The following is a 19,209-nucleotide window of genomic DNA, read 5'->3' as shown; positions in this document are numbered from 1 at the left end:
GACCTCAGGAAGTGAGTTGGGAAGTCGGTGTCGTCGGGACAATATCCCTCACGGGGTCTTTGTCGAACCCGTAAAACGAGTGCGGGGTTGAGCACAGGATTGCCTCGACAATCGCGGGCGCAAGATGTAAGTCCAGCAACGCGGTAAGCGTCTGGCTGTAGGCCGTCGCATGTTCAAACTGCGTATGTGGCCAGTCGCTACCCCACATCAGACGTTCGGCGCCAAATGCGTCTATGAGTTGGTCCGTGGCATCGCGCATGAAACTCGAGTCCGGCTCCGAGCACCGATAGGCGCCCGAAATCTTGACCCACACGCGGCCAGATGGGCCAAACTCCAACAGGTCGTTGAAGCCCGGGTCGCGTGTGCCGCTGTCCGGGTCAGGGCGGCCAAAATGGTCAACGACGACTGGCAAGCCCACATCCAGCAAAGTGTTGACGAGCGGCGCCAGGTCCGACGCCTCCCTGTGCAACTCAACATGCCAGCCTAGTTTTGATAACTGCCGCCAAAGCGTTACATATGGCGCCGAGCCCAGCTTGGGGAGCGTCTGTCCGACAAGGTTGAGACGCACGCCCGTCACACCCTGACAGTTCAGTCGCTGCAGGTCGTCTTCTGAAATTTCGGGGGACACGACTGCTACACCTCGCAGCCGGCTAATGTCGCTGGTCAGCGCCTGTAAAAGATGGCTGTTATCGGTGCCGAGAAAGCTGGGCTGGACAAGGACGGCATTGCCAATATCGTTCTCGTCCAGAAGCTTCCGGTAGGCGTCCAGCGTTGCGTCATAGTCGGGTGCGTAGCGCCGTCCGTCCGCCAGCGGCAGAGTCCTGGCAAACACGTGCGCGTGCGTGTCAACGCGCGGCAGCCGTGGCCGCGCGATGGATGGGGCCTGAGTCATCGCTGGCTCCGGTGATGGTCAAGCGCTAATTCGGCGTCGGCGACCAGTTGTGAAGCCTGCTCGACGCCGGACGGCCGCAAGCGCTTGCCGCGCGTTTCGGGAAGCAACAACACGGCAACCATCGCCAGCCCGTACGCAATTGCGGCATCGATACCAATCGCTGCTCCCAGCGACATCGAATGACTCATGTACCCGACCAGCACCGGGAAACCCGCCGAGGCGATGCGACCGAAGTTGTAGCAAAAGCCGACGCCTGTCCCGCGCATGTCCGCAGGATAGAGTTCGTTGAAAAGTGCGCCCAGGCTGGCCGGGATGCCGGCGGCGAAAAAGCCTAGCGGGAAGCCCAGAACAAGCATCTGCGTGTTGCTCAATGGAAGCATCACGTAGGCGAGCACGGTGACGATGCAAGAAAATGCAAAGAATGCGATGTTGCGACGCCGTCCGATACGGTCGAGCAGGTAAGCGCTCGCCATACAGCCGCACCAGAAAGCCACGATAACAACCGCAAGATACCCACCGGTGTTGAGGACCGACAGATGTCTTTCCTTGGAGAGGAAGGTCGGCAGCCAGGTCATGATGGCGTAGTACCCGCCGTGTGCGCCTGTGCCCAGAATCGCCCCGATAACGGTGGTCTTGATGACGCGCGGCTGGAATACTTGCGCGATTTGCCCCCACACAGAAACCACTGGTTCAGCGCGAGACGGCTCAACGCGCACAGGTTCGCGGAGATTGCGGCGGACGTAAAGGACGAGAAGCGCGGGCAGCAGGCCAGCACCGAACATGACACGCCACGCCGTGTCTGACGGCAACCACGAAAAAGCTGCGGCATACAACAGCACTGCGCCGGCCCAGCCGACAGCCCAGGCGCTCTGTACCGCGCCCATGGCCTTGCCGCGGTGTTCCGTCCGGATGGTCTCAGCCATCAACACGGCGCCTGCAGCCCACTCTCCGCCGAACCCGAACCCTTGCAGGGCCTTCAGGACCAGTAGTTGAGGAAAACTCTGGGCGAAGGCACAAAGGAAAGTGAATCCTGCAAACCAGAGAATCGTAATCTGCAGCGTCCGCACCCGACCAATCCTGTCGGACAAGGCGCCCGCCAGCCAGCCGCCCATCGCCGATGACACCAGTGTCACGCCGCTGATCGCGCCCGCCTGCGTGTGGTCGATGCCGTACGCTGCGATGATTGCGGGGATTGCCAGGGTAAACATCTGCACATCAAGGGCATCGAGGCCCCAACCCGCGAAACATCCCCAGAAGGTGTTTCGTTCGAGAGGTGTGCCTTGCTTGTACCAGGTGAACATCGCCGTCTCCAGGGTAAATTCATATATTCATGTATATGACTATATGTTTAGTTTAGGCGCTTCGACGAAGAAGTCATTGGGGATTTACCCTTGTTCCGGCAGATGTTGTACAGTGACTATTCCTGTGAACAACTATATGAATCATGGATATGCAGTCGTTCTCGGCCAGGCCAGACAGTCGTTTGCCGCGATACCAGCAGCTACGCGATGACCTGGTGCGCCGCATCGCGGAGGGCGAGTGGGCGCCAGAAAAGGCAATCGACACAGAGGCGGAGCTCAGCCTGTTTTATAACGTGTCGACCGGCACACTTCGGAAAGCCATTGATTTGCTGGTGGCCGACGGGGTGCTCACCCGCACCCAGGGAAAGGGGACCTTTGTCCGGCGCCCGCGCTTTGATTCGTCGTTGTTCCGCTTCTTCCGATTCAAGTCAGCTGACGGGAAGCCGGTCCGACCGACGGCGAAGGTGCTCAGCCGCGAGGTCGTCAAGCCAAACGAGACGATTCGCTCAACCTTGCAGATGAAGGCGACGGAGAAGGCTGTTCATCTCTCGCGGGTACGATTGATTGACGGACAACCCGTTTTGTCGGAAGAAATATGGCTACCTCGAAGCCGTTTCGAAGCGCTGGCGACTCTGCCCCTTGGTGGCTTCGAGGATTTGCTTTATCCGCTTTACGAGCGGCTTTGCCGCCAAATCGTCGCATCCGCAACCGAGATTCTGAACGTCGAACAGGCGACGGACGCTGATGCGGCGCTCCTGCATATCGACGTTGGCAGCCCGGTAATCCTTGTGCACCGTGTGGCATCCGATTTCGCCGGGACGCCTATTGAATGGCGCACCACGCGTGGTGCTGCTGCAGCGTTCCAGTATCAGGTCGATATTCGCTGACAACGCGACTTCCTCGCCGCGTTTGGTGCTGTCATAGGGACCGACAACGCGAACTGACTTTCTGTCACCCGGCAGGTCGCATTTTTCCTGCGACTTTCAGGCTCTACACCTCGTTCGCCGAATACATCACTGGTCGCCAGTTGCGGCCGCAGCTCGCTTGCGTGCGCTCGTCCGGGTTATACCTCATTGCAGCCCGACCTCAAACATACAAACATATACATGACTATATCAATCTGCTTGTTTTCGTCTGACTGACCGTTTTCGAAACGCCAGTCGAGCGGCAGCGGGCATGGAACTTGGAGCGAACATGTCTACGTCCGTAACACGTGAGCAGCAGGTAATGAAGAAAATGGCATGGCGGCTGATGCCGCTGCTGATTGTCATGTTTCTCATCGCATTCATCGACCGGCAGAACGTCGGCTTCGCGAAACTGGAAATGGTTCAGGCACTCGGCATGACGGAAGCCGCGTATGGCCTTGGAGCATCGCTGTTTTTCATTGGCTACCTGCTGTTCGAGGTGCCCAGCACACTGGCGCTACATCGGTTTGGGGCCCGGACGTGGCTCGCTCGCATCATGATTACGTGGGGCGTCGTTACAGTGCTAATGGCGTTCACCAGGTCCCTGCCAGCTTTTTACTCGTTTCGGTTTGCGCTGGGTGTTGCTGAAGCCGGGTTTTATCCAGGCGTCATTTACTACCTGACGCAGTGGTTTCCTCAAAGCTACCGGACACGTGTGCTTGGCCTTTTTACCCTCGGCAGTTCGCTGGCAAACATGCTTGGCGCGCTGGTCGGAGGGCTGCTCCTTTCCTTGGGCGGAACACTGGGACTGGCGGGTTGGCAATGGGTCTTCCTTGCCACCGGTCTTCCGGCAATACTGATTGCCTTCGTAGCGCTTAAATATCTACCGAGCTCCGTCGAGGAAGCGAACTTCCTTTCTCAGGATGAGAAGGACATTGTGGTCGCAGCGCTTGTGCGCGAAGCGTCCCCGGAAGCAAAGGAGTCCCGGCCATGGGCGGCATTGCTTGACCCGAAGGTTCTCATGTTCGCAGCAACCTACATGCTGATGTCGACGTCGCTCTACGGCGTTACGTACTGGCTGCCCACGTTGGTTAAGAGCTGGGGCGTTTCGTCGAGCGTCAATGGCCTGCTTAACATGATTCCGTGGGCACTCGCGGCTCTTCTCCTGCTTTGGCTTCCCGGGAAGCTCAAACGTGAACAGGTGGTGTTAAAAGCAATGGCCATAGTCGCCGGCATCGGCGTCGTATGCTTTGCATCGAGCCTCGTGTTGCCGACAGTGTCGTTGCGCTTCATTGCTCTGTGTCTGGGCGGCGCCTGTATTCCACTGCTATACCCTTGCTTCTGGTCGCTTCCCCCACGCTTCTTTTCTGGCGCTCGAGCCGCCGCAAGTGTCGCTGCCATCAACTGCATTGGAAACCTTGGAGGGTTCTTCGGACAGAACCTCATGCCGTACGTTGGCAAGGTAACCAACAGTCATGTTGCACCCATGCTCGTTCCGACTGCATGCCTGTTAGCTCTCGCAATCGGTACCATCATTGCGTGGACAGTCGGTGGGCATCGCAAGGCGGCGCTTGCGTCATCAACGGTTCCGCTTTGATGCGGGCCATGACACCCCCAAGCTATTTGCACAGACGCAATGTACCCTCATTTGAGCCGCATGTTCGATTGATTGCAGACTGAGCGCGGTTCAACTTCGCGATGGTTTGAAGCCATCCGGCCCGGCTTGGGAGTGCCGTTCCGGAGCAAGGCTCGAATCGACCGCTCATAGCCCTTTGCGCATCAAATAAGACGGGTTATTTGCGTGCAACCCCATCGGTTGTACGCGGCGAATGGCCGCTGACGAGAAAGCCGGATGTCTCTTCAGGGTCGCGTGCTGCCGGTCATGACCCGACACTTGTCGATCACACAACGATTGGCAAGGTTCGGCCAATTTGAGACGGTCGCGAACGGCTCTGCGAGGTCGCTGAGCGGCTGCCACAAGCGCTGAGTCCGTCCCCGTCAAGTATTTCGAGGGCGGCCGATCTGGCCAGTCTGTGCCTAGCCAGCGAGACCCAAAGCCTGATTTGAAAAGGCCGATCCACTGGTTAGATTTGATGCCATGTCCCTCCCCAACGTAGCAAGCGGTCATGTGGATCTATACTGGGGCACCTGGAGGCTTCGATGGCTAATCAAGACAGACTGCATCCGCTACGTCCGCTCCTGAAGAATTGGGTTTGGGAGCATGGCCGAATCGGTACCCGATATCTGGACTGCACCGATGGCGAAATCAAGTTTGACGAAGGCAAGAAGTCGCGCTTCGCGGCCGAAGAATACATTTACGTGCCGCTCGAGAAGGATGCTGACGACGATGCGCCTGTGGAAGGTCCTGCGATCCAGGAAGCGGGGCTCGCCCGGTTTTTGAGGGCAGCGCAGTTAGGCAGGCCCGAGGAGGCCGGCACTATCGTGGAGGTCCAGCGCGCAGTGCAGGACTGCATGGAACTCGGCCTGTTCAGCGCATATCAGTTGAGCGCCCAGCAGGCCGCCGCACGCTATGCGCAAGAACCCATGTTCGAGGATGAAATCCGCGCCGCGGTTGTCGACGATATCCGACGTATCTACGCGGGCATGCGCGAGCAATTGGCGCTGTACGATTTCAGTGTGCTTTACGGCTTGCCCACGCCCCTGCTCATCAGCGAGGCGCCGTTCATCGACTGGCGCGTGCGCGCTAGTCCGGCCCTTCCGTTTGTCTCGCTTCCTCTTGGGCCATACTGCCTGCTGGTGGGTGCGCCGTCGGGCAGGAGCAGCCGAATTGGCCCCGTGGTCTGGAAGTCCGCCGCGGCAATGGGCCCATTGAAGGACCACAACCGCCAAATCGCGGAGCACGCACGGTTGTGGCTGGTGGCGACCACTGACGACCAACTCGTCGCGGTACAAAGCCGCTTTGCTGATGCCAGGAGCCCCAAGCCAGAGGATGCGAGGCCCTGACTGAAGTCGGCGGGAAACGCGTTGAATCGTTCGTGCTTCTGGAGACGATTTACGGACGTCCGCTCCCTGAAGCCACGAGTGTCACGCTGGGTCGATATCCGCGCGGCCTTCATAAGCAGCGGAATACACCCGAGAGCAGGGGTCGGCCCCGTCAAGCCCCCCGTCGCGCGTGCCAGCCTCTGAAAGTCGCGATCGCGTATCCTGGCAGGTCAGTCCTTAGCCCACGCCGCAGCCATGGCGACGGCAAAGTCCCGATAGGATCTCGGTTGCCGTCCCAGCAGCGTCGCCAGACGCTCGACGTCCGCGCTGGACGCGACCGCGCCGTCCTGCTGATACCGGCCCATCATGAGTCGCATGTCGTATGCGAGCCAGGCAGGAGCAACCGACTTGAGGCGCTGCTCAAGGACGTTGAGATCGTCGCCACCGTAGCGGACGGGACGTCCCAGCGCCTCGGCCCAGATCGAAACCACGGTCTGCGCATTGATCACGTCAGGACCGACGAGTTCGTACGTCTCGCGCGGCAGCGGGTTTGAGCCACGCTCGCGGCGCAGCAGTTCGCGCGCGGCAGCCTCGCCGATATCACGGACGTCGACCATGGAAATGCCTTTCGCGCCAATTGGCATGCCGTAGACGCCGTGCGAAAGCAGCGGGTCTTTCTGCCGGACGTCGTTCTGGATGAAATACGCGGGGCGCAGCACCGTCACCGGCAGGTCGAGGTGTTCGATCATGCGCTCGACCGTATGTTTGGCGGTGAAGTGCGGCACGTCGACGTATTCGGCGCCCTTGAACACCGACAGATAAACCACGCCTTTCACACCCGCTTCCCGTGCGACGCTCAGGGTCTGTACCGCCTGAGTCAGCTCGTCCGCGACGTTGGGCGCAAGCAGGAACAACGTGCTGACGCCGATCATCGCCTGCCGCACCGCGTCGACGTCGGACAGGTCGCCCTTCACTGCGGTGACGCCACCAGAAAATCGCGCTTTCTCCGGTGTGCGGGTCAGCGCGCGTACCTCGGCACCGCTGCCGCTCAGATGCTCGATAACCTGCTTACCGATCACGCCCGTGCTGCCTGTAACGAGGACTGCCATAGGTATCTCCTTGAAGTGGATGGGCTGGGTCCGCCCGTGAGACAAACAATAGTCGTTTCGCTCAATAGTCGAAAGTGCCAGAATTCATACACTTCGTCTCGTAAACGGAACGATCATGGATTTGACGTCGCTCGGCGATTTCAATGCAGTTGCACTGCACGGTGGCTTTGGGCCCGCCAGCCGGGCGCTCGACCGCCCCAAGGCCACCCTCTCGCGGCGCGTGGCCGAACTCGAGGAAAGCCTCGGCGTCAGGCTGATCGAGCGAGGCTCACGCAGGCTGCGTCTGACAGAAGAGGGCGTTGCACTCCATGAACGCACGCGGGGGCTCATGGCTGAGATTCAGGAGGCGGGTGAAGCGCTCGCCTCACGCGCCCCGGTGGCGCGCGGGCGGCTGCGCATCAGCGCGCCTGTCGTTTTCGCGCATGTCGTGCTGTGCCGGATCGCTGCGCGCTTTGCGCTCGCCTATCCGCAGGTCGAACTTGAGGTCATTGCAGAAGACCGCATCGTGGATCCGGTGGAGGACGGCTACGACCTCGTTATCCGTATCGACCCGGCGCATGGCGAGCAGCTCATGGGACGGCGCATCCTCGGTGACGAGCGCCTCGTGGTCGCGGCGCCGGGCATGTCGATACCTTCGAGACCGGCACCCGATGCAACCGGGTTGGAGGTGCCGGCCGTTGTGTCGGCCGCGGCACCATCAGGCGCGTTATGGCACATGCGAACGGAAGACGGTGGTGCGATAGCGATCAGGCCGATGCCCGTGTTGCGGCTGTCCTCGTTGCTGATGGTGCGTGACGCGGTGCTCGAGGGCGTAGGCGCGGCGCTCTTGCCCAGATTGCTGGTTGAGCATGATGTGTCGACAGGAAGACTCGCCTGTTGGGGAAAGGCGGGCTCGCCCGTGGAAATCTGGGCCCTTTACAATTCGCGCCGGCTTCTGAGCGCGAAGGTGCGAGCGTTCATGACTATGCTGCAGGAGTTGCCGGGTCGGGAGCGCAAATGGGGTGGCGCTAGCAGCTCCAATGATTCTCCGCGCCGCTAGCTTTCTTTGTGGTAGCGCGGCGACGTGGTCGAGCCGTCGAGCGGCTGCTTTCGGCGACATTGAGTGTCTCTAACGGGTCGCTATGCAAAGCTTTACATAGCGACCCCTATGTATAGATCTCAACTATGTATAGGTTGGCTCGAAGGCGGGCATCGGCCCCTGTTCCGCAGGGCTTGAGGGGCCGACGGATCTTTACATAGTTATAGCGTCTGTAAGAAGCGGATGAGCGAATCCGGCGCACGAAATCGCCGCATCTTGGTCGCGGGAGCTTCCAGCCGAGCGAGTGCCTTCTCCTTGATGGCGAGGTCTGCCTCAACGTAGCGGTGAGTGGTATTGGTGCTCTCATGTCCGAGCCAGAGTGCGATCACGTTGAAGGGCACGCCCGATTGCAGCAGGTGCATCGCCGTGGTGTGACGCAACGTATGCGGTGAAACCTGCTTGTTGGCAAGGCTCAGCAGGCTGGTCGCGGCGCGGGCGACGGCAAGATCCAAGCGTTGCCCAACATTACAGCGAGTCATCGCGCGCCCGTCGCGATTAGGAAGCAAGGCTGCTTCAGTTCGCAGTTGTGGGTTGAGGCGCAGCCATGCGCGGATTTCCTGCACAGTCGTCTTCCACAGCGGTACCGATCGTTGTTTGCGACCCTTGCCCTGCAGGTGCACGCAAGCCGCTCCGTCGAGTACGACATCGCTCACGCGCACGCCGATAATCTCGGACACACGAGCGCCGGTGTTGTAGAGCATCGCCATGAGTAGATGGTCGCGCTGCGAGGACCAGGTCGGTCCGGGTTGCCCCAGGACTGCCGCCATCTCTTCGCGAGTGAGGAAACCCAGCATCGGGCGTTCGAAGCGCTTCATCGGCACCGCCAAGGCTCGCTCTACAACATGTAGCGAGGCGACATCGCGTCGGCCGGCAAACTTCAGGAATGCGCGCAGCCCGGTCAGCCGCAGATTGCGGCTGCGAACCGAGTTGTTCCGCTCGCGCTCCAGATGATCCAGGAATGCCAGGATCAGATCGGGCTGGATGTCCACGAGTTGCATCGCGGTCGGCTCCTTGCCCAGCTTGCGCCCGGCGAAGTCCAGAAACAGCACCAGGGCGTCGCGGTAACACGCTACCGTGCGCGAGCTGAGCGCGCGCTGTGTGACCAGGTATTCGGTAAAGAACTGCTGCACGAGCGAAGCGAATGAAGGCGGCTTGGGTGCGACGGCATTACGCATCGGGCACCTCCACCTGGGGCATGAACGACTCGAATCGCTCTGCAGCCAAACCCATCAACTCCGGAACCGCCGAGAGGTACCAATACGTGTTGGTCACCATGGCGTGCCCGACGTAGGTCGACAGCGACAGCATCGCCTGATCGATATCAACACCCTGCGTGTGCCATCGCATGATGCGGTGCACGACGAAGGTGTGACGCAGATCGTGGATACGCGGGGCGTGATGGGTCCCGCGGTTGCGCCAGTTCAGGTTCTCGCGTAGCCCTTTGAAGACGCGATGTACCTGGCGCTCGCCCAGCGGCAGTCCCCGGCGTTGACCGCGCGTGCCGACGAAGAACGGTGCGTCCTCCTGCACGGACTCGCCAGACAGCTCACGCGTCAACCGATAGCGACGCAGGGTTTCGATCGTGGTGGGGTGCATAGGTACCTGACGCGACTTGCCGAACTTGGTCTGGTGGATGGTGAGCATGCCGCGCGTGAGGTCGACATCCTCGATGCGCAGCGCCAGCGCTTCTGAGATTCGCAGCCCCGTGCTGGCGACCAGTCCGAACAGTGTCTCGAAGATGATTCCGCGCAAGCCCGGGGCCGGCCCAAGCTGTCGAGCGGCAGCCAGCAGATCAACGATCTCGCTCTCGCTATAGATATGCGGTGCCTGTCGCTCCGGCAGGCGACCGAAGATCGCATCGTCGGGAACCTCGGTACGCGGCTCGAACTGTTGCAGCCAGCGCATGAACGGGCGCAACTGTTTGAGTCGTCTCGCCCACGTGTGCGGGTCGCTGCTGCCGTGGCTGTCGCGTCGCGCCCAATCGGCCATGACCTCCACAGTCAACGGTCCGCGGTGACCGATGGACTGAACGTGCCGTGCGAAGCTGCGTAAGGCATAAGCCGGGCTGCGTAGACCAAACCCGAGGCCGCGGCGCTCAGTAAGGTAGCGCTCAACGTACGCGTGCAGAGAGAGGACGGCGCTCATGATGGGCTCCCCGGCCACGGCAGCGCCACCTCGACCAATTTACGGCTGTCGAGCTTGGCGTAGGTTAGTGTCGTGTTCAGGGACCGATGGCGCAGCACGTCGGCCACCTCCTTGAGGGAGGAGCCGCTTGCCAGCAGTCGGTTTGCCATGGTGTGGCGAAGCAGGTGTGAGCCTGTGTATGGCAGCCCAGCGCGAGCGTAGGCCTGGCGAATCGTCTTGCGCACGAGATCGGGGCCTGCGGGCTCGCCGCGTGGGGCGACGTGACGTACGAAGACAGCGCGATTGCGGGTCTTTGGGACGTTCATCCTTCAGGTACGCGGCAATCGCTGCGCCGGTGGTCGATGGCAGCGGCAGTACGTCTTCCCGACGCCCCTTGGTGTGCCGGAGTGTGATCGTACCGGCGCGCCAGTCGATGTCATCAAGGCCGAGCCGCGCAACTTCACCGCTGCGAAGCCCAAGATCAAGGGCACATCGTACGATGGCGGTACGCCGCATCGGGCAGCGGCCGGCTTGGCCGAGAGACCCGATCAGCCGCTCGACTTCTTCGGTCGTCAGGGTCTTGGGCAGCGAAGCCAATTGCCAGTTGGCAGGATACGAGAGCGCGCCGATGAGCCCATGTACAAGATCGCCGAGTGACGCGCGGTAGCGGAAGTAGCCGCGCAGCGCGGCCACCACTGCGCCGGCACTCGCCGGCTTGCTGTAGAGCTTTGCCTCTTGGGCGAAGAAGCGGCGCACGTGCTCAGGCCTGACCATCGGGATGTCGATGACGTAGTCGCCGAACCGCGAGGTCAGGAACCGACCTACGATGCGTAGTGCCGACTCCCGGGTCTTCGGAGCGAGGCCACGAACATGATCCATGTACTCGTCGTACTGGCGTAGTTCTTCGCTTACCGGCGCTTTGCTCACGACCGGTGGGGTGATCACTCCTCGAGCGCGTAGCACTACCAGCAGATGCCCTGGTGCAGCGCTCAGACTGGGTCGATGGCGTTGAACGACACCGTCGCAACGGCAGGACGGAAGGTGCTCGTTCAGAAACTCGGCGAGCACTGATTCGTCGATGCGACAAACATCCACACGACGGCGATGAATCCATTGCGCAAAATGATCGATGCTGCGCACGTAAGTGGCAAAACTGTTCTTGGCGTAACCACGGTCCGCCAGATATTGCACGAACGCATCGACATGAGGCGCCAAGGGCCCCACGTCGAGCCAGTTGGTGAAGCTGTGTTGAGGCAGTCGGACGTTTCCCATGACGGTCTCCTGAAGTGGAACCACCACTGGACTCCGATACCAAAACTATGTCTAGAAGATCGCTGACCGGCCTGCCACCAGCCGCGCTGCGCCTACATTACGCGAATTCGAAGCCAGCAAACTATACATAGTTGAGATCTATACATAGGGGTCGTTCACGGTCCGCCGTTGTCGCCGGTAACGGTTGTCGGTGTAGAGAACAAAAATTACGAGGACCAGGGGCAGCGTAACGCGAAGACTCTGATGCAGATCCTCGGCGGCGACGCAATCCAGCCTTGAACGCCAGCAGGCAGCAGTCGGCCAATTCCCGCCGTTCGTCGAACACCGACGGCGGTCACTCGAACGGCAGCTTCACTCCGAGACCCGCCCGAAGTGCAACGCGAGAATCTCGGTCCAAGCACGTATCGCGAATGACCGGTCGTTCGCTGATACGCTAGTCCAAGCATGGCGCCGTCATCGACGGTGGCTCCCGTTTTAAACGGTTGCATTACCGCCGCGACTTAATATTATTTCGATTGAACAATGCTATGACAATCACACGGCCGGCGCTAGCTACAGCAAAAGTCCCGGTTTAATACCGGTGCCTTTGAAGGGCCCTACCGCCTTCATAGAAAATGTCAACGACGCGATAGTGAATATCCGCTGGCCTACGCAAATAGGTCGTTGCTGATGCATGCGCAGAATGCGTAGTCGAATTCGGTGGTTGGCTTGTTCGGATCGGGCGGCTTCGGCGGCTCGATCGGCGCAAGTTTGTTGCCTATCCCATGATGATTTTTCGCGCGAAGTTTGCATGGGACGCCACGTGGTCGTGAGGACAACGTTAGTGAGGAATTATGCTGTTCGCGTTGCAGGTAGAATCACGCATCGCGCGGCTTACGCCGTCGGCATTCATGCGATCGTGGCGTTCTCGATGTTCTCGTTGTCGACAAATGCGCAGGACCAGCCGGAGCCACCAAAGTGTGGAGACCAAGGATTCGATAACCGGCCGAATGTCTGCTCGAAACTCGTCTCTGACCACTGGGTCACGCGATCATCTACGTGTACCGCGAATGGCGATGGCAGTTTCACATACACTCACTGCAATGGGACGACGACAGCAATCATCAGCACCGCGCCCGATGGCTCTCATTTGTGTTGCCTGAAGTCGGACGAATGCCCGAGCGCGAGCTACATTGGCAACTGTTTGAATAACTGAGCGCACTTAACTGGCAGTTCGAACTCCTTCACTGCTTACCAAGTCTATTGACAGCCTCGGTTGCCCAGTTGCGGATGCTCCACCGATTAAGCTAAGTTGATGATTCAATATTCCTGACCGCAAATTTCATTGCGAAGTGCTGGTACTCTGCACGTAGGCGCAAGGACCGTACATACCGCTGCACGCTCGCACAATACCGTCTTCTTTGCATGTTTTTGTGTGGAAAGGCGCTATCTGGCTCGAAGCAAGCCGATCGAGAATGACGTCCTGATATTTCGAAAGCTCAGTGAAAGAAGGGACGCTCATCCCTAGATTTCGACGTTGATCAGCCGCTTCGGCAATCCAAGTGTCATATCGCTCCTTCGCTAAGGACTGGCGCCAAGTGGGAACGTTGTCATAATACCGAGCTTCGCGCGTACGCCACATGGCGTCCTTTCGTGCACAAAAGTCGATATGCCCCGTCGGAAACTCAGCCTCCATATTCTCGTATTCAATATTAATCGCACTGGCGTAAGCGCTTTGGGTTAAATCATCCGGAAAGCTCCGATAGCGCACGGGAAGTCTTGTGCGGAGAGCGTAATCCACAGGTACATCAGGCGGGTATAAACAACTGCGGCCTTCGCTTGTTCGGCAAGCGTCACGAGCCCTTTCAAGCTCTGGGACGTATTTCTCATCAATATCCCTTTGCATCGCCTTTAGCGCCTCTTGGTTGATGTCAATAGGTATTCCACCCCCGACATTAGAATCCTTCCAACTGGTGCGTCGTTTGTGAGCGCCTGAAAGAATGTAGGAAGATTGCTTTTCCAAAATATCAGAAATAATCGCCGATAGGTCATGTTGTCGTGTAATTTCGAAATTAATTCGACTCGCCTCATCAATGATTCCTCCAGATGCCTGCGGCGAACCTGTTACAAATCCACTATATCCCTTTACAATCATGCTATACCGAGCCGCATTTTCGTTGGTTACGCTGGTAGCATAATCATCCAGCGCCTTTTGAAAGCCAGACGGCGATAATGATCTTAATGTTCGCAGTGGGCCTTGCGACTGTAGGTGAATGGTCAGTCGTTGTTCGCTGTAGTAATGATTCAAGCTCGTAGAGATGTCCGCAGAGCCGGATGCCAGGGGAAATTCGCCTTTCACGGAGCCTCTAAGTTGGTCGCGCTCGGTTCGCTTTAGGTTATGAAACCGTAGCATGCCTTCCAGCACACCCCCATCCTGGATCAGGTATACGAAGCCGTCGCCGCATTCGCGACGAAAAGCTAAAGGGTCATTCGCGAGGCCGGAAGCATGCGGGGTCAGGCGATACCCAATCGGGTTTTGCGCGGGAGTCAGTGTGGTTTGACGCATGGGAATCACAATTCGCGCGCGAACGGAAAGCTCGTCCTGTGTAATAGACAAAAATCGGGCCATTGTTAAACGAGCTTGGTAAGAGCCGGCGCCATAGACGGCTTGACCTTTCACGTCAAGACTCATGTCCTGGTCAAATTGATCAGTGCCAGTTAGGCTCTCATAATCCACAAAGCCTGTTCCAGCTACGACAGGCTTTGGGGCGGGACCGGGTTCCAGACAAAAGTTGCCTATGGGGCGCTGTTCAAGCAAGTCCCAAGCCATCCCAAGCTCGGCTCCGGGGACATATGCCATCACAACGTCACGTCGAAAGTACTGTGCCTGCACCGTGCTCGTAGCGACCGCTTCTAGAAGTCCGAACAAGAACATCAGAAGATTTATTCGCACAGTTCTCTCCCACTCGGCCAAGACCCTGTCCGCGCCGAGTGCAAACCAAGGTCAATATCGAGCTTGGTGATCAGATGGATCTACACGCAAAATATAGGCACAAAATTGATGCGGTACCATGCCTGATGTGGCGAACTATCGCTCTGGGTGGGCGTCCGTTGGGGGCACCGGCGCGAATGGCAGCGATGCCTTGGAAGCCGCCGTTACGGTGCGGCGGTGTCGACTGGCCGGTTTGGGTGGCGGATTCAACCGGTCGATGCAATAGTTTGCTGGAACCGTTCGGCAGGCGTTTCGTAGCCCAGTGTCTTTCTCGGACGCTCGTTCAATCGTCTTGCCACGGCATTGAGTTTAGCCTGCGAATACGCTGACAGGTCGGTGCCTTTCGGGAAGTACTGCCTTAACAGCCCGTTTGTATTTTCGTTCGATCCACGTTGCCATGGATGCTGGGGGTCGCAGAAGTAGACCTGGATATCAGTGGCGACGGTGAAGCGTTTGTGCCCGGCCATCTCTGTTCCCCGATCCCATGTCAGCGATCTATAGAGTTCCTGGGGCAACTTGCTGGCATGTTTGATGAGTGCATTGATGACCGTTTCGCTATCCTTGCAGGGGATCCTGACCAGCATGACATAGCGTGTCTGACGCTCGACAAGCGTTGCTATCTGGCTGCTTCCGCTGCCGCACAGCAGATCACCTTCCCAATGCCCGGGTACCGCGCGGTCTTTAACACTCGCGGGGCGTTCGCTGATTGATACGGTGTCCCGAATCCTGCCGTGATCGTCCGTCTTCTGTGTGTGGTGGCGCGACCGGCGCATGGCACGGGTACGCCGTAAATGCACCAGCAACTCCTTCTTCAGGGCACCACGGGCCTGGATGAAGAGACTGCGATAGATCGTCTCGTGAGACACGTGGTGGTCCTCGTCATCTGGATACGCCCGCCTGAGCCATCCGGCAATCTGCTGCGGTGACCACTGTAACTGGAGCTTGCCTGCAACCATCTGCGCCAGCATCCGGTGCTCAACCAGTTTACAGGCTTTGGGACGCTGTGCCCGATCCCATGCAAGCTGATCGGCGTAGGTCGCCCGATAACCGTCTGGTCCGCTGTTACGTTTGATCTCACGACAGATGGTGGAAGGCGCTCGCGAAAGTCGTTTTGCAATTGACTGGATCGAATCGTCAGCCACAAGCCCTCGCGAGATCTCTTCGCGCTCCTCCAGCGTCAACGCCAATCCCGAGCGGTGCCTTTGTGGCGGCTGGATCCCGCCTGTCTCAGCCAGAATCCCCTGAACCGACGAGTGGTTACGATCAAAGAGCTGGGCGATCTTCTGCAGAGATTCGCCGTTGCGCCAACGTTCCCACATCAGCGCTTTCTGCGTCTCACTGTAATAAATCCGGCGTCTCTGCTTCATTTGCAACACTCCTGCTGCTTGCGCAGTCTTCAGTGTGTTGCATCGACCGGTTGAATCCGCCGTGGCGTGCTGCCGCTCGCGGCAAGCCGCGAGTCGATCACGTGACGGTCGGCAAGGTTCGGCCACAAGCCGCCACTCGCCATCTCCGCCATGTGGTCAGTCGAGCGACGGCTCCCCCCTGTATCAGCCGTTAGCTGATCGAATTCCCGGTGTCTTCCAATCGGCCCCAAACCCACATGCTGTGTCACTGGATGAATCCGGAGCTCGAGGGTTCGCAACGATGGAAGATGCCGCGATATTTCAGGTAATCTTTGTGCTGCCGGTGCGTCTAGCTGATAACCTCTGGTCATGACAAAGGGGAATCCTTATGGATGTCTTAATTGTCGTTCTCGACTTTCTCTCCCGAGTAATTACGGTACTTATCAGTCTCGGTGCACTACTTGGGTTCGGGTTTCGGCGATGGATTGGTGCATGGATCGACGCGCGCTTTAAGCGCCAAGTTGATAGTGAACTCAAGACTCTTGATCATAATCTAGCGCTAGCTCTTGAAGACAAGAAAATCGCCCTAGCGAAAGACATGGCCGTAGAAATTGAGCGCCTAAAATCGCAATATGCGTTTGAATTGGATCAAAAAAGACGCCAACTGGATAACGATTTCCGTAAAATCGCACGTTTATCTGACGCTCAATCATCACTTAATGAAACTTTTACTGTAGGTTACACCAATATATTTTCGGATTTATACGCGTTGGATGGCGAGTACATCAATATATTGAATAAGATCCAGCCCGATTTTGGTAAGACAATGCGAGATTCATACCGTGCCAAGGCGCATAGATCTTTGGTAGAGCTCCAGCGGAAACTTAACGAATACGCATCTTATACAGAGTCAGAGTTGAATTTGCAGATCGCTGAGATATTTCGCGACTTGTCTGAATTCATGGCGGAAGGCGCTGAGGATAGATCACGCTTGGATGAGCTTAGCACGAAGCAATCGATGATACGTATCCAAATGAGGGACGAGTTGTTGAGGACGTCAACTTAGAATTTGAGATCACCTTAAACCGTAGAAGTGGCCCGCTGTGGTATGCGCAATCGACCGCTTCGGCCCACAAATCATTCGACGACTGCGAGACGTCGAGTGTCGGCTGCAATCCAAGAGGAGACTTCGGGAGTAACGAGGGACGAACGTCGGCAACGGGTCGACACTCGACGATGGCGCCGCCATCGAACAGGCTGCGGCGGATGGTCGGTTGAACCGGCTCGTAGTCCGCAACCCAGCGGGACCCGATACCCCCTACATTTCGCTTCTTTTCCACGGTGATCTGCTGGGTCGCCTCGAAACACTGTGGCCCAGGCAATCCGCAATCTTCGACGACACCTCCGGCGAGGGACGAACTCTTCGTCGATTGCGCTTGATCAGGCGCCGAACAGATCGAGTCGCGCGGGCACTTCGGTCAGGGAGTTGAAAAAGCACCCGCTACTTAAGGTCTTCGGAAGGAAACGCGGTGAGAAAATCAAAGTCGCACCCTGCCGCGGCAGAGAGCACGTGATCGTGATAGAGCCGCTGGTAACCGCGCGCATACATCCCTTCCGCCGGACGAATCTCAGCGGCACGACGCGCCAGTTCGACCTCGTCGACCAGTAGATCGATCCGCTTGTCCCGCGCCGAGAGCCGGATCCGATCACCGTTGCGCACCACTGCCAGCGGGCCACCGAGCGCCGCTTCTGGCGTCACGTGAAGCACGATGGTCCCGTACGCCGTGCCCGACATGCGCGCATCTGAAATCCTCACCATGTCCTTCACCCCCGCCCGCGCAAGTTTCTGCGGGATCGGCAGATAGCCGGCCTCGGGCATGCCTGAAGCACTGCGCGGCCCCGCGTTCTGCAATACGAGAACGTCGTCCGCGCGAACGTCCAGACTGGGGTCGTCGATGCGCGCGGCCAGATCTTCGAGCGAGGTAAATACCACGGCACGCCCTTCATGTTCGAGCAGTTCGGGAGTAGCGGCGGCGCGCTTCAGAACCGCACCGCCGGGCGCCAGACTCCCGTTTAGAACAATCAGCCCGCCATCGGGACTGACCGGTTTCTCCTTCGAGCGGATCACGGCCGTATCGATCGGATCGGCAAGCGGCCTGTTCAAACGCTCCTCGAGACTCTGCCCGGCGATATCGCGACAAGTCAGATCGAGTTGGGGCATCAGTCCGCGCAGAACGCCCTCCAGCCCGCCGGCTGCATGGAAATCCTCCATGTAACCGTTGCCTACCGGCTTGAGATCCACGAGTACGGGCGTTTCATCAGACAGCCGGTTGAACTCGTCGTAATCGATCTTCAGTCCGATACGACCAGCAATCGCCGCCAGATGAATCACGGCGTTGGTCGAACCGGAGACCGCGAGCAGCACGCGCAAGGCATTGCGCACCGACGCGGGCGTCACGATCCCGGCCGGTTTCGGTCCGCCATTGAGGGCCATGCGCGCAACCAGCGCTCCGGTTTCTTCGCAATTGCGCAGACGATCCGCGTGCACGGCCGGAATCGCCGCCGAACCGGGCAGCATCATGCCCAGCGTTTCCGCGATCAGCGCCATGGTCGACGCCGTGCCCATGACCGCACACGTTCCCGCCGTGACGGCCAGACGCCCCTCCACTTGCCTGATCTCCTGCGCCGAGACTTTCCCCGCGCGGAAATTCGACCAGAAGCGCCGGCAGTCCGTGCACGCGCCAAGCCGCTCGCCGCGATGTCGCCCGGTCATCATCGGACCGGCCACCACCATTGCGGCGGGCCGCTCCGCGGAGATCGCGCCCATCAACATCGCCGGTACGGTTTTGTCGCATCCGCCGAGCATCACCACCGCATCCATCGGCTGGGCACGAATCATTTCCTCGACGGCCATCGCCATCAGATTGCGATAGACCAGCGAAGTCGGCGAAAGGAAGACCTCGCCAAGCGACATCACCGGAAATACGACCGGCAATGCGCCCGCCGCGAGCACGCCGCGTTCGACCGCCTTGATCATTTCGGGAAAGTGGCGATGGCAGTTATTGAAACCGCTCTCCGAGGTGCAGATCCCGACGATCGGCTTGTCGAGCGATTCGCCGGTGTAGCCCATCGATTTGGCAAACGACCGGCGCAGATAGCGCGCGAAGTCGGGATCACCGTAGTTCGTCAGGCCATTGTCGAGGCCACGCGGTTTTTGATTCATGTCCAGTTCCTTACGATCAGGCGATGCAGCGCGGATATAGCGAAA

At 58.9% G+C, this 19,209-nt stretch carries 13 protein-coding genes and 1 pseudogene; 5 read left to right on the top strand and 9 right to left on the bottom strand.

Going from position 1 to position 19,209, the window contains the following annotated elements; genetic code table 11:
• Positions 1 to 4 precede the first annotated feature (4 nt).
• Both OKW26_RS16370 and OKW26_RS16365 read right to left on the bottom strand, forming a co-directional pair.
• Positions 5 to 892, bottom strand: a complete 888-nt coding sequence (locus tag OKW26_RS16370) for an amidohydrolase family protein (RefSeq protein ID WP_184068267.1) — start codon at positions 890 to 892, stop codon at positions 5 to 7.
• Complete coding sequence (locus OKW26_RS16365) at positions 889 to 2,193, bottom strand: MFS transporter (protein ID WP_184068270.1); 1,305 nt, start codon at positions 2,191 to 2,193, stop codon at positions 889 to 891. The genes OKW26_RS16370 and OKW26_RS16365 overlap by 4 nt, the downstream gene beginning before the upstream one ends.
• Positions 2,194 to 2,336: 143 nt before the next feature.
• On the opposite strand from OKW26_RS16365, the gene OKW26_RS16360 reads away from it, so the two are divergent.
• The 3 genes from OKW26_RS16360 (at position 2,337) to OKW26_RS16350 (ending at position 6,062) form a co-directional block, all read left to right on the top strand.
• Entirely contained in the window at positions 2,337 to 3,080 is a 744-nt protein-coding gene (locus tag OKW26_RS16360; RefSeq protein WP_184068273.1) for a GntR family transcriptional regulator, read from the top strand.
• A gap of 307 nt (positions 3,081 to 3,387) precedes the next feature.
• On the top strand, positions 3,388 to 4,695 hold the full coding sequence (locus OKW26_RS16355; protein ID WP_090811874.1) for an MFS transporter: 1,308 nt from the start codon (positions 3,388 to 3,390) through the stop codon (positions 4,693 to 4,695).
• Positions 4,696 to 5,258: 563 nt separating this feature from the next.
• On the top strand, positions 5,259 to 6,062 hold the full coding sequence (locus OKW26_RS16350) for a hypothetical protein (RefSeq protein ID WP_429332741.1): 804 nt from the start codon (positions 5,259 to 5,261) through the stop codon (positions 6,060 to 6,062).
• 209 nt (positions 6,063 to 6,271) lie between these two features.
• On the opposite strand, the gene OKW26_RS16345 is transcribed toward OKW26_RS16350, so the two are convergent.
• Entirely contained in the window at positions 6,272 to 7,150 is an 879-nt protein-coding gene (locus tag OKW26_RS16345) for an NmrA/HSCARG family protein (protein ID WP_429354400.1), read from the bottom strand.
• A gap of 115 nt (positions 7,151 to 7,265) precedes the next feature.
• Here OKW26_RS16345 and OKW26_RS16340 point away from each other — a divergent pair, with 115 nt between their 5' ends.
• The gene (locus OKW26_RS16340) at positions 7,266 to 8,189 is read left to right on the top strand and encodes a LysR family transcriptional regulator (protein WP_429354399.1); all 924 of its coding nucleotides are present in this window, start codon (positions 7,266 to 7,268) and stop codon (positions 8,187 to 8,189) included.
• A gap of 200 nt (positions 8,190 to 8,389) precedes the next feature.
• Here the strand turns inward: OKW26_RS16340 and OKW26_RS16335 are convergent, their stop codons facing one another.
• The 5 genes and pseudogenes from OKW26_RS16335 to OKW26_RS16315 form a co-directional block, all read right to left on the bottom strand.
• Positions 8,390 to 9,403, bottom strand: coding sequence for a tyrosine-type recombinase/integrase (locus tag OKW26_RS16335; RefSeq protein ID WP_429353037.1), 1,014 nt, complete (start codon positions 9,401 to 9,403; stop codon positions 8,390 to 8,392).
• Positions 9,396 to 10,373, bottom strand: coding sequence for a tyrosine-type recombinase/integrase (locus OKW26_RS16330; protein ID WP_429353038.1), 978 nt, complete (start codon positions 10,371 to 10,373; stop codon positions 9,396 to 9,398). The genes OKW26_RS16335 and OKW26_RS16330 overlap by 8 nt, the downstream gene beginning before the upstream one ends.
• A pseudogene (locus OKW26_RS16325) lies at positions 10,370 to 11,624 on the bottom strand (site-specific integrase). The gene OKW26_RS16330 and the pseudogene OKW26_RS16325 overlap by 4 nt, the downstream one beginning before the upstream one ends.
• 1,321 nt (positions 11,625 to 12,945) lie before the next feature.
• Positions 12,946 to 14,463 (bottom strand): hypothetical protein, encoded by a 1,518-nt coding sequence (locus OKW26_RS16320; protein ID WP_429354398.1) that lies wholly within the window; start codon positions 14,461 to 14,463, stop codon positions 12,946 to 12,948.
• Between the two features lie 338 nt (positions 14,464 to 14,801).
• Positions 14,802 to 15,962: an IS30 family transposase gene (locus OKW26_RS16315; RefSeq protein ID WP_429353579.1), complete on the bottom strand. Its 1,161-nt coding sequence runs from the start codon at positions 15,960 to 15,962 to the stop codon at positions 14,802 to 14,804.
• A 367-nt stretch (positions 15,963 to 16,329) separates the two neighbouring features.
• On the opposite strand from OKW26_RS16315, the gene OKW26_RS16310 reads away from it, so the two are divergent.
• Positions 16,330 to 17,007 (top strand): hypothetical protein, encoded by a 678-nt coding sequence (locus OKW26_RS16310; protein WP_429354397.1) that lies wholly within the window; start codon positions 16,330 to 16,332, stop codon positions 17,005 to 17,007.
• Positions 17,008 to 17,442: 435 nt separating this feature from the next.
• Here the strand turns inward: OKW26_RS16310 and OKW26_RS16305 are convergent, their stop codons facing one another.
• The gene (locus OKW26_RS16305) at positions 17,443 to 19,164 is read right to left on the bottom strand and encodes a dihydroxy-acid dehydratase (RefSeq protein WP_429354396.1); all 1,722 of its coding nucleotides are present in this window, start codon (positions 19,162 to 19,164) and stop codon (positions 17,443 to 17,445) included.
• Positions 19,165 to 19,209 lie beyond the last annotated feature (45 nt).

Source organism: Paraburkholderia sp. 32 (assembly GCF_050435345.1).
Classification (GTDB): Bacteria; Pseudomonadota; Gammaproteobacteria; order Burkholderiales; family Burkholderiaceae; genus Paraburkholderia; species Paraburkholderia tuberum.
Note: the sequence above shows the minus strand (reverse complement) of the source record. Positions and strands in the feature narration are given on the sequence as shown.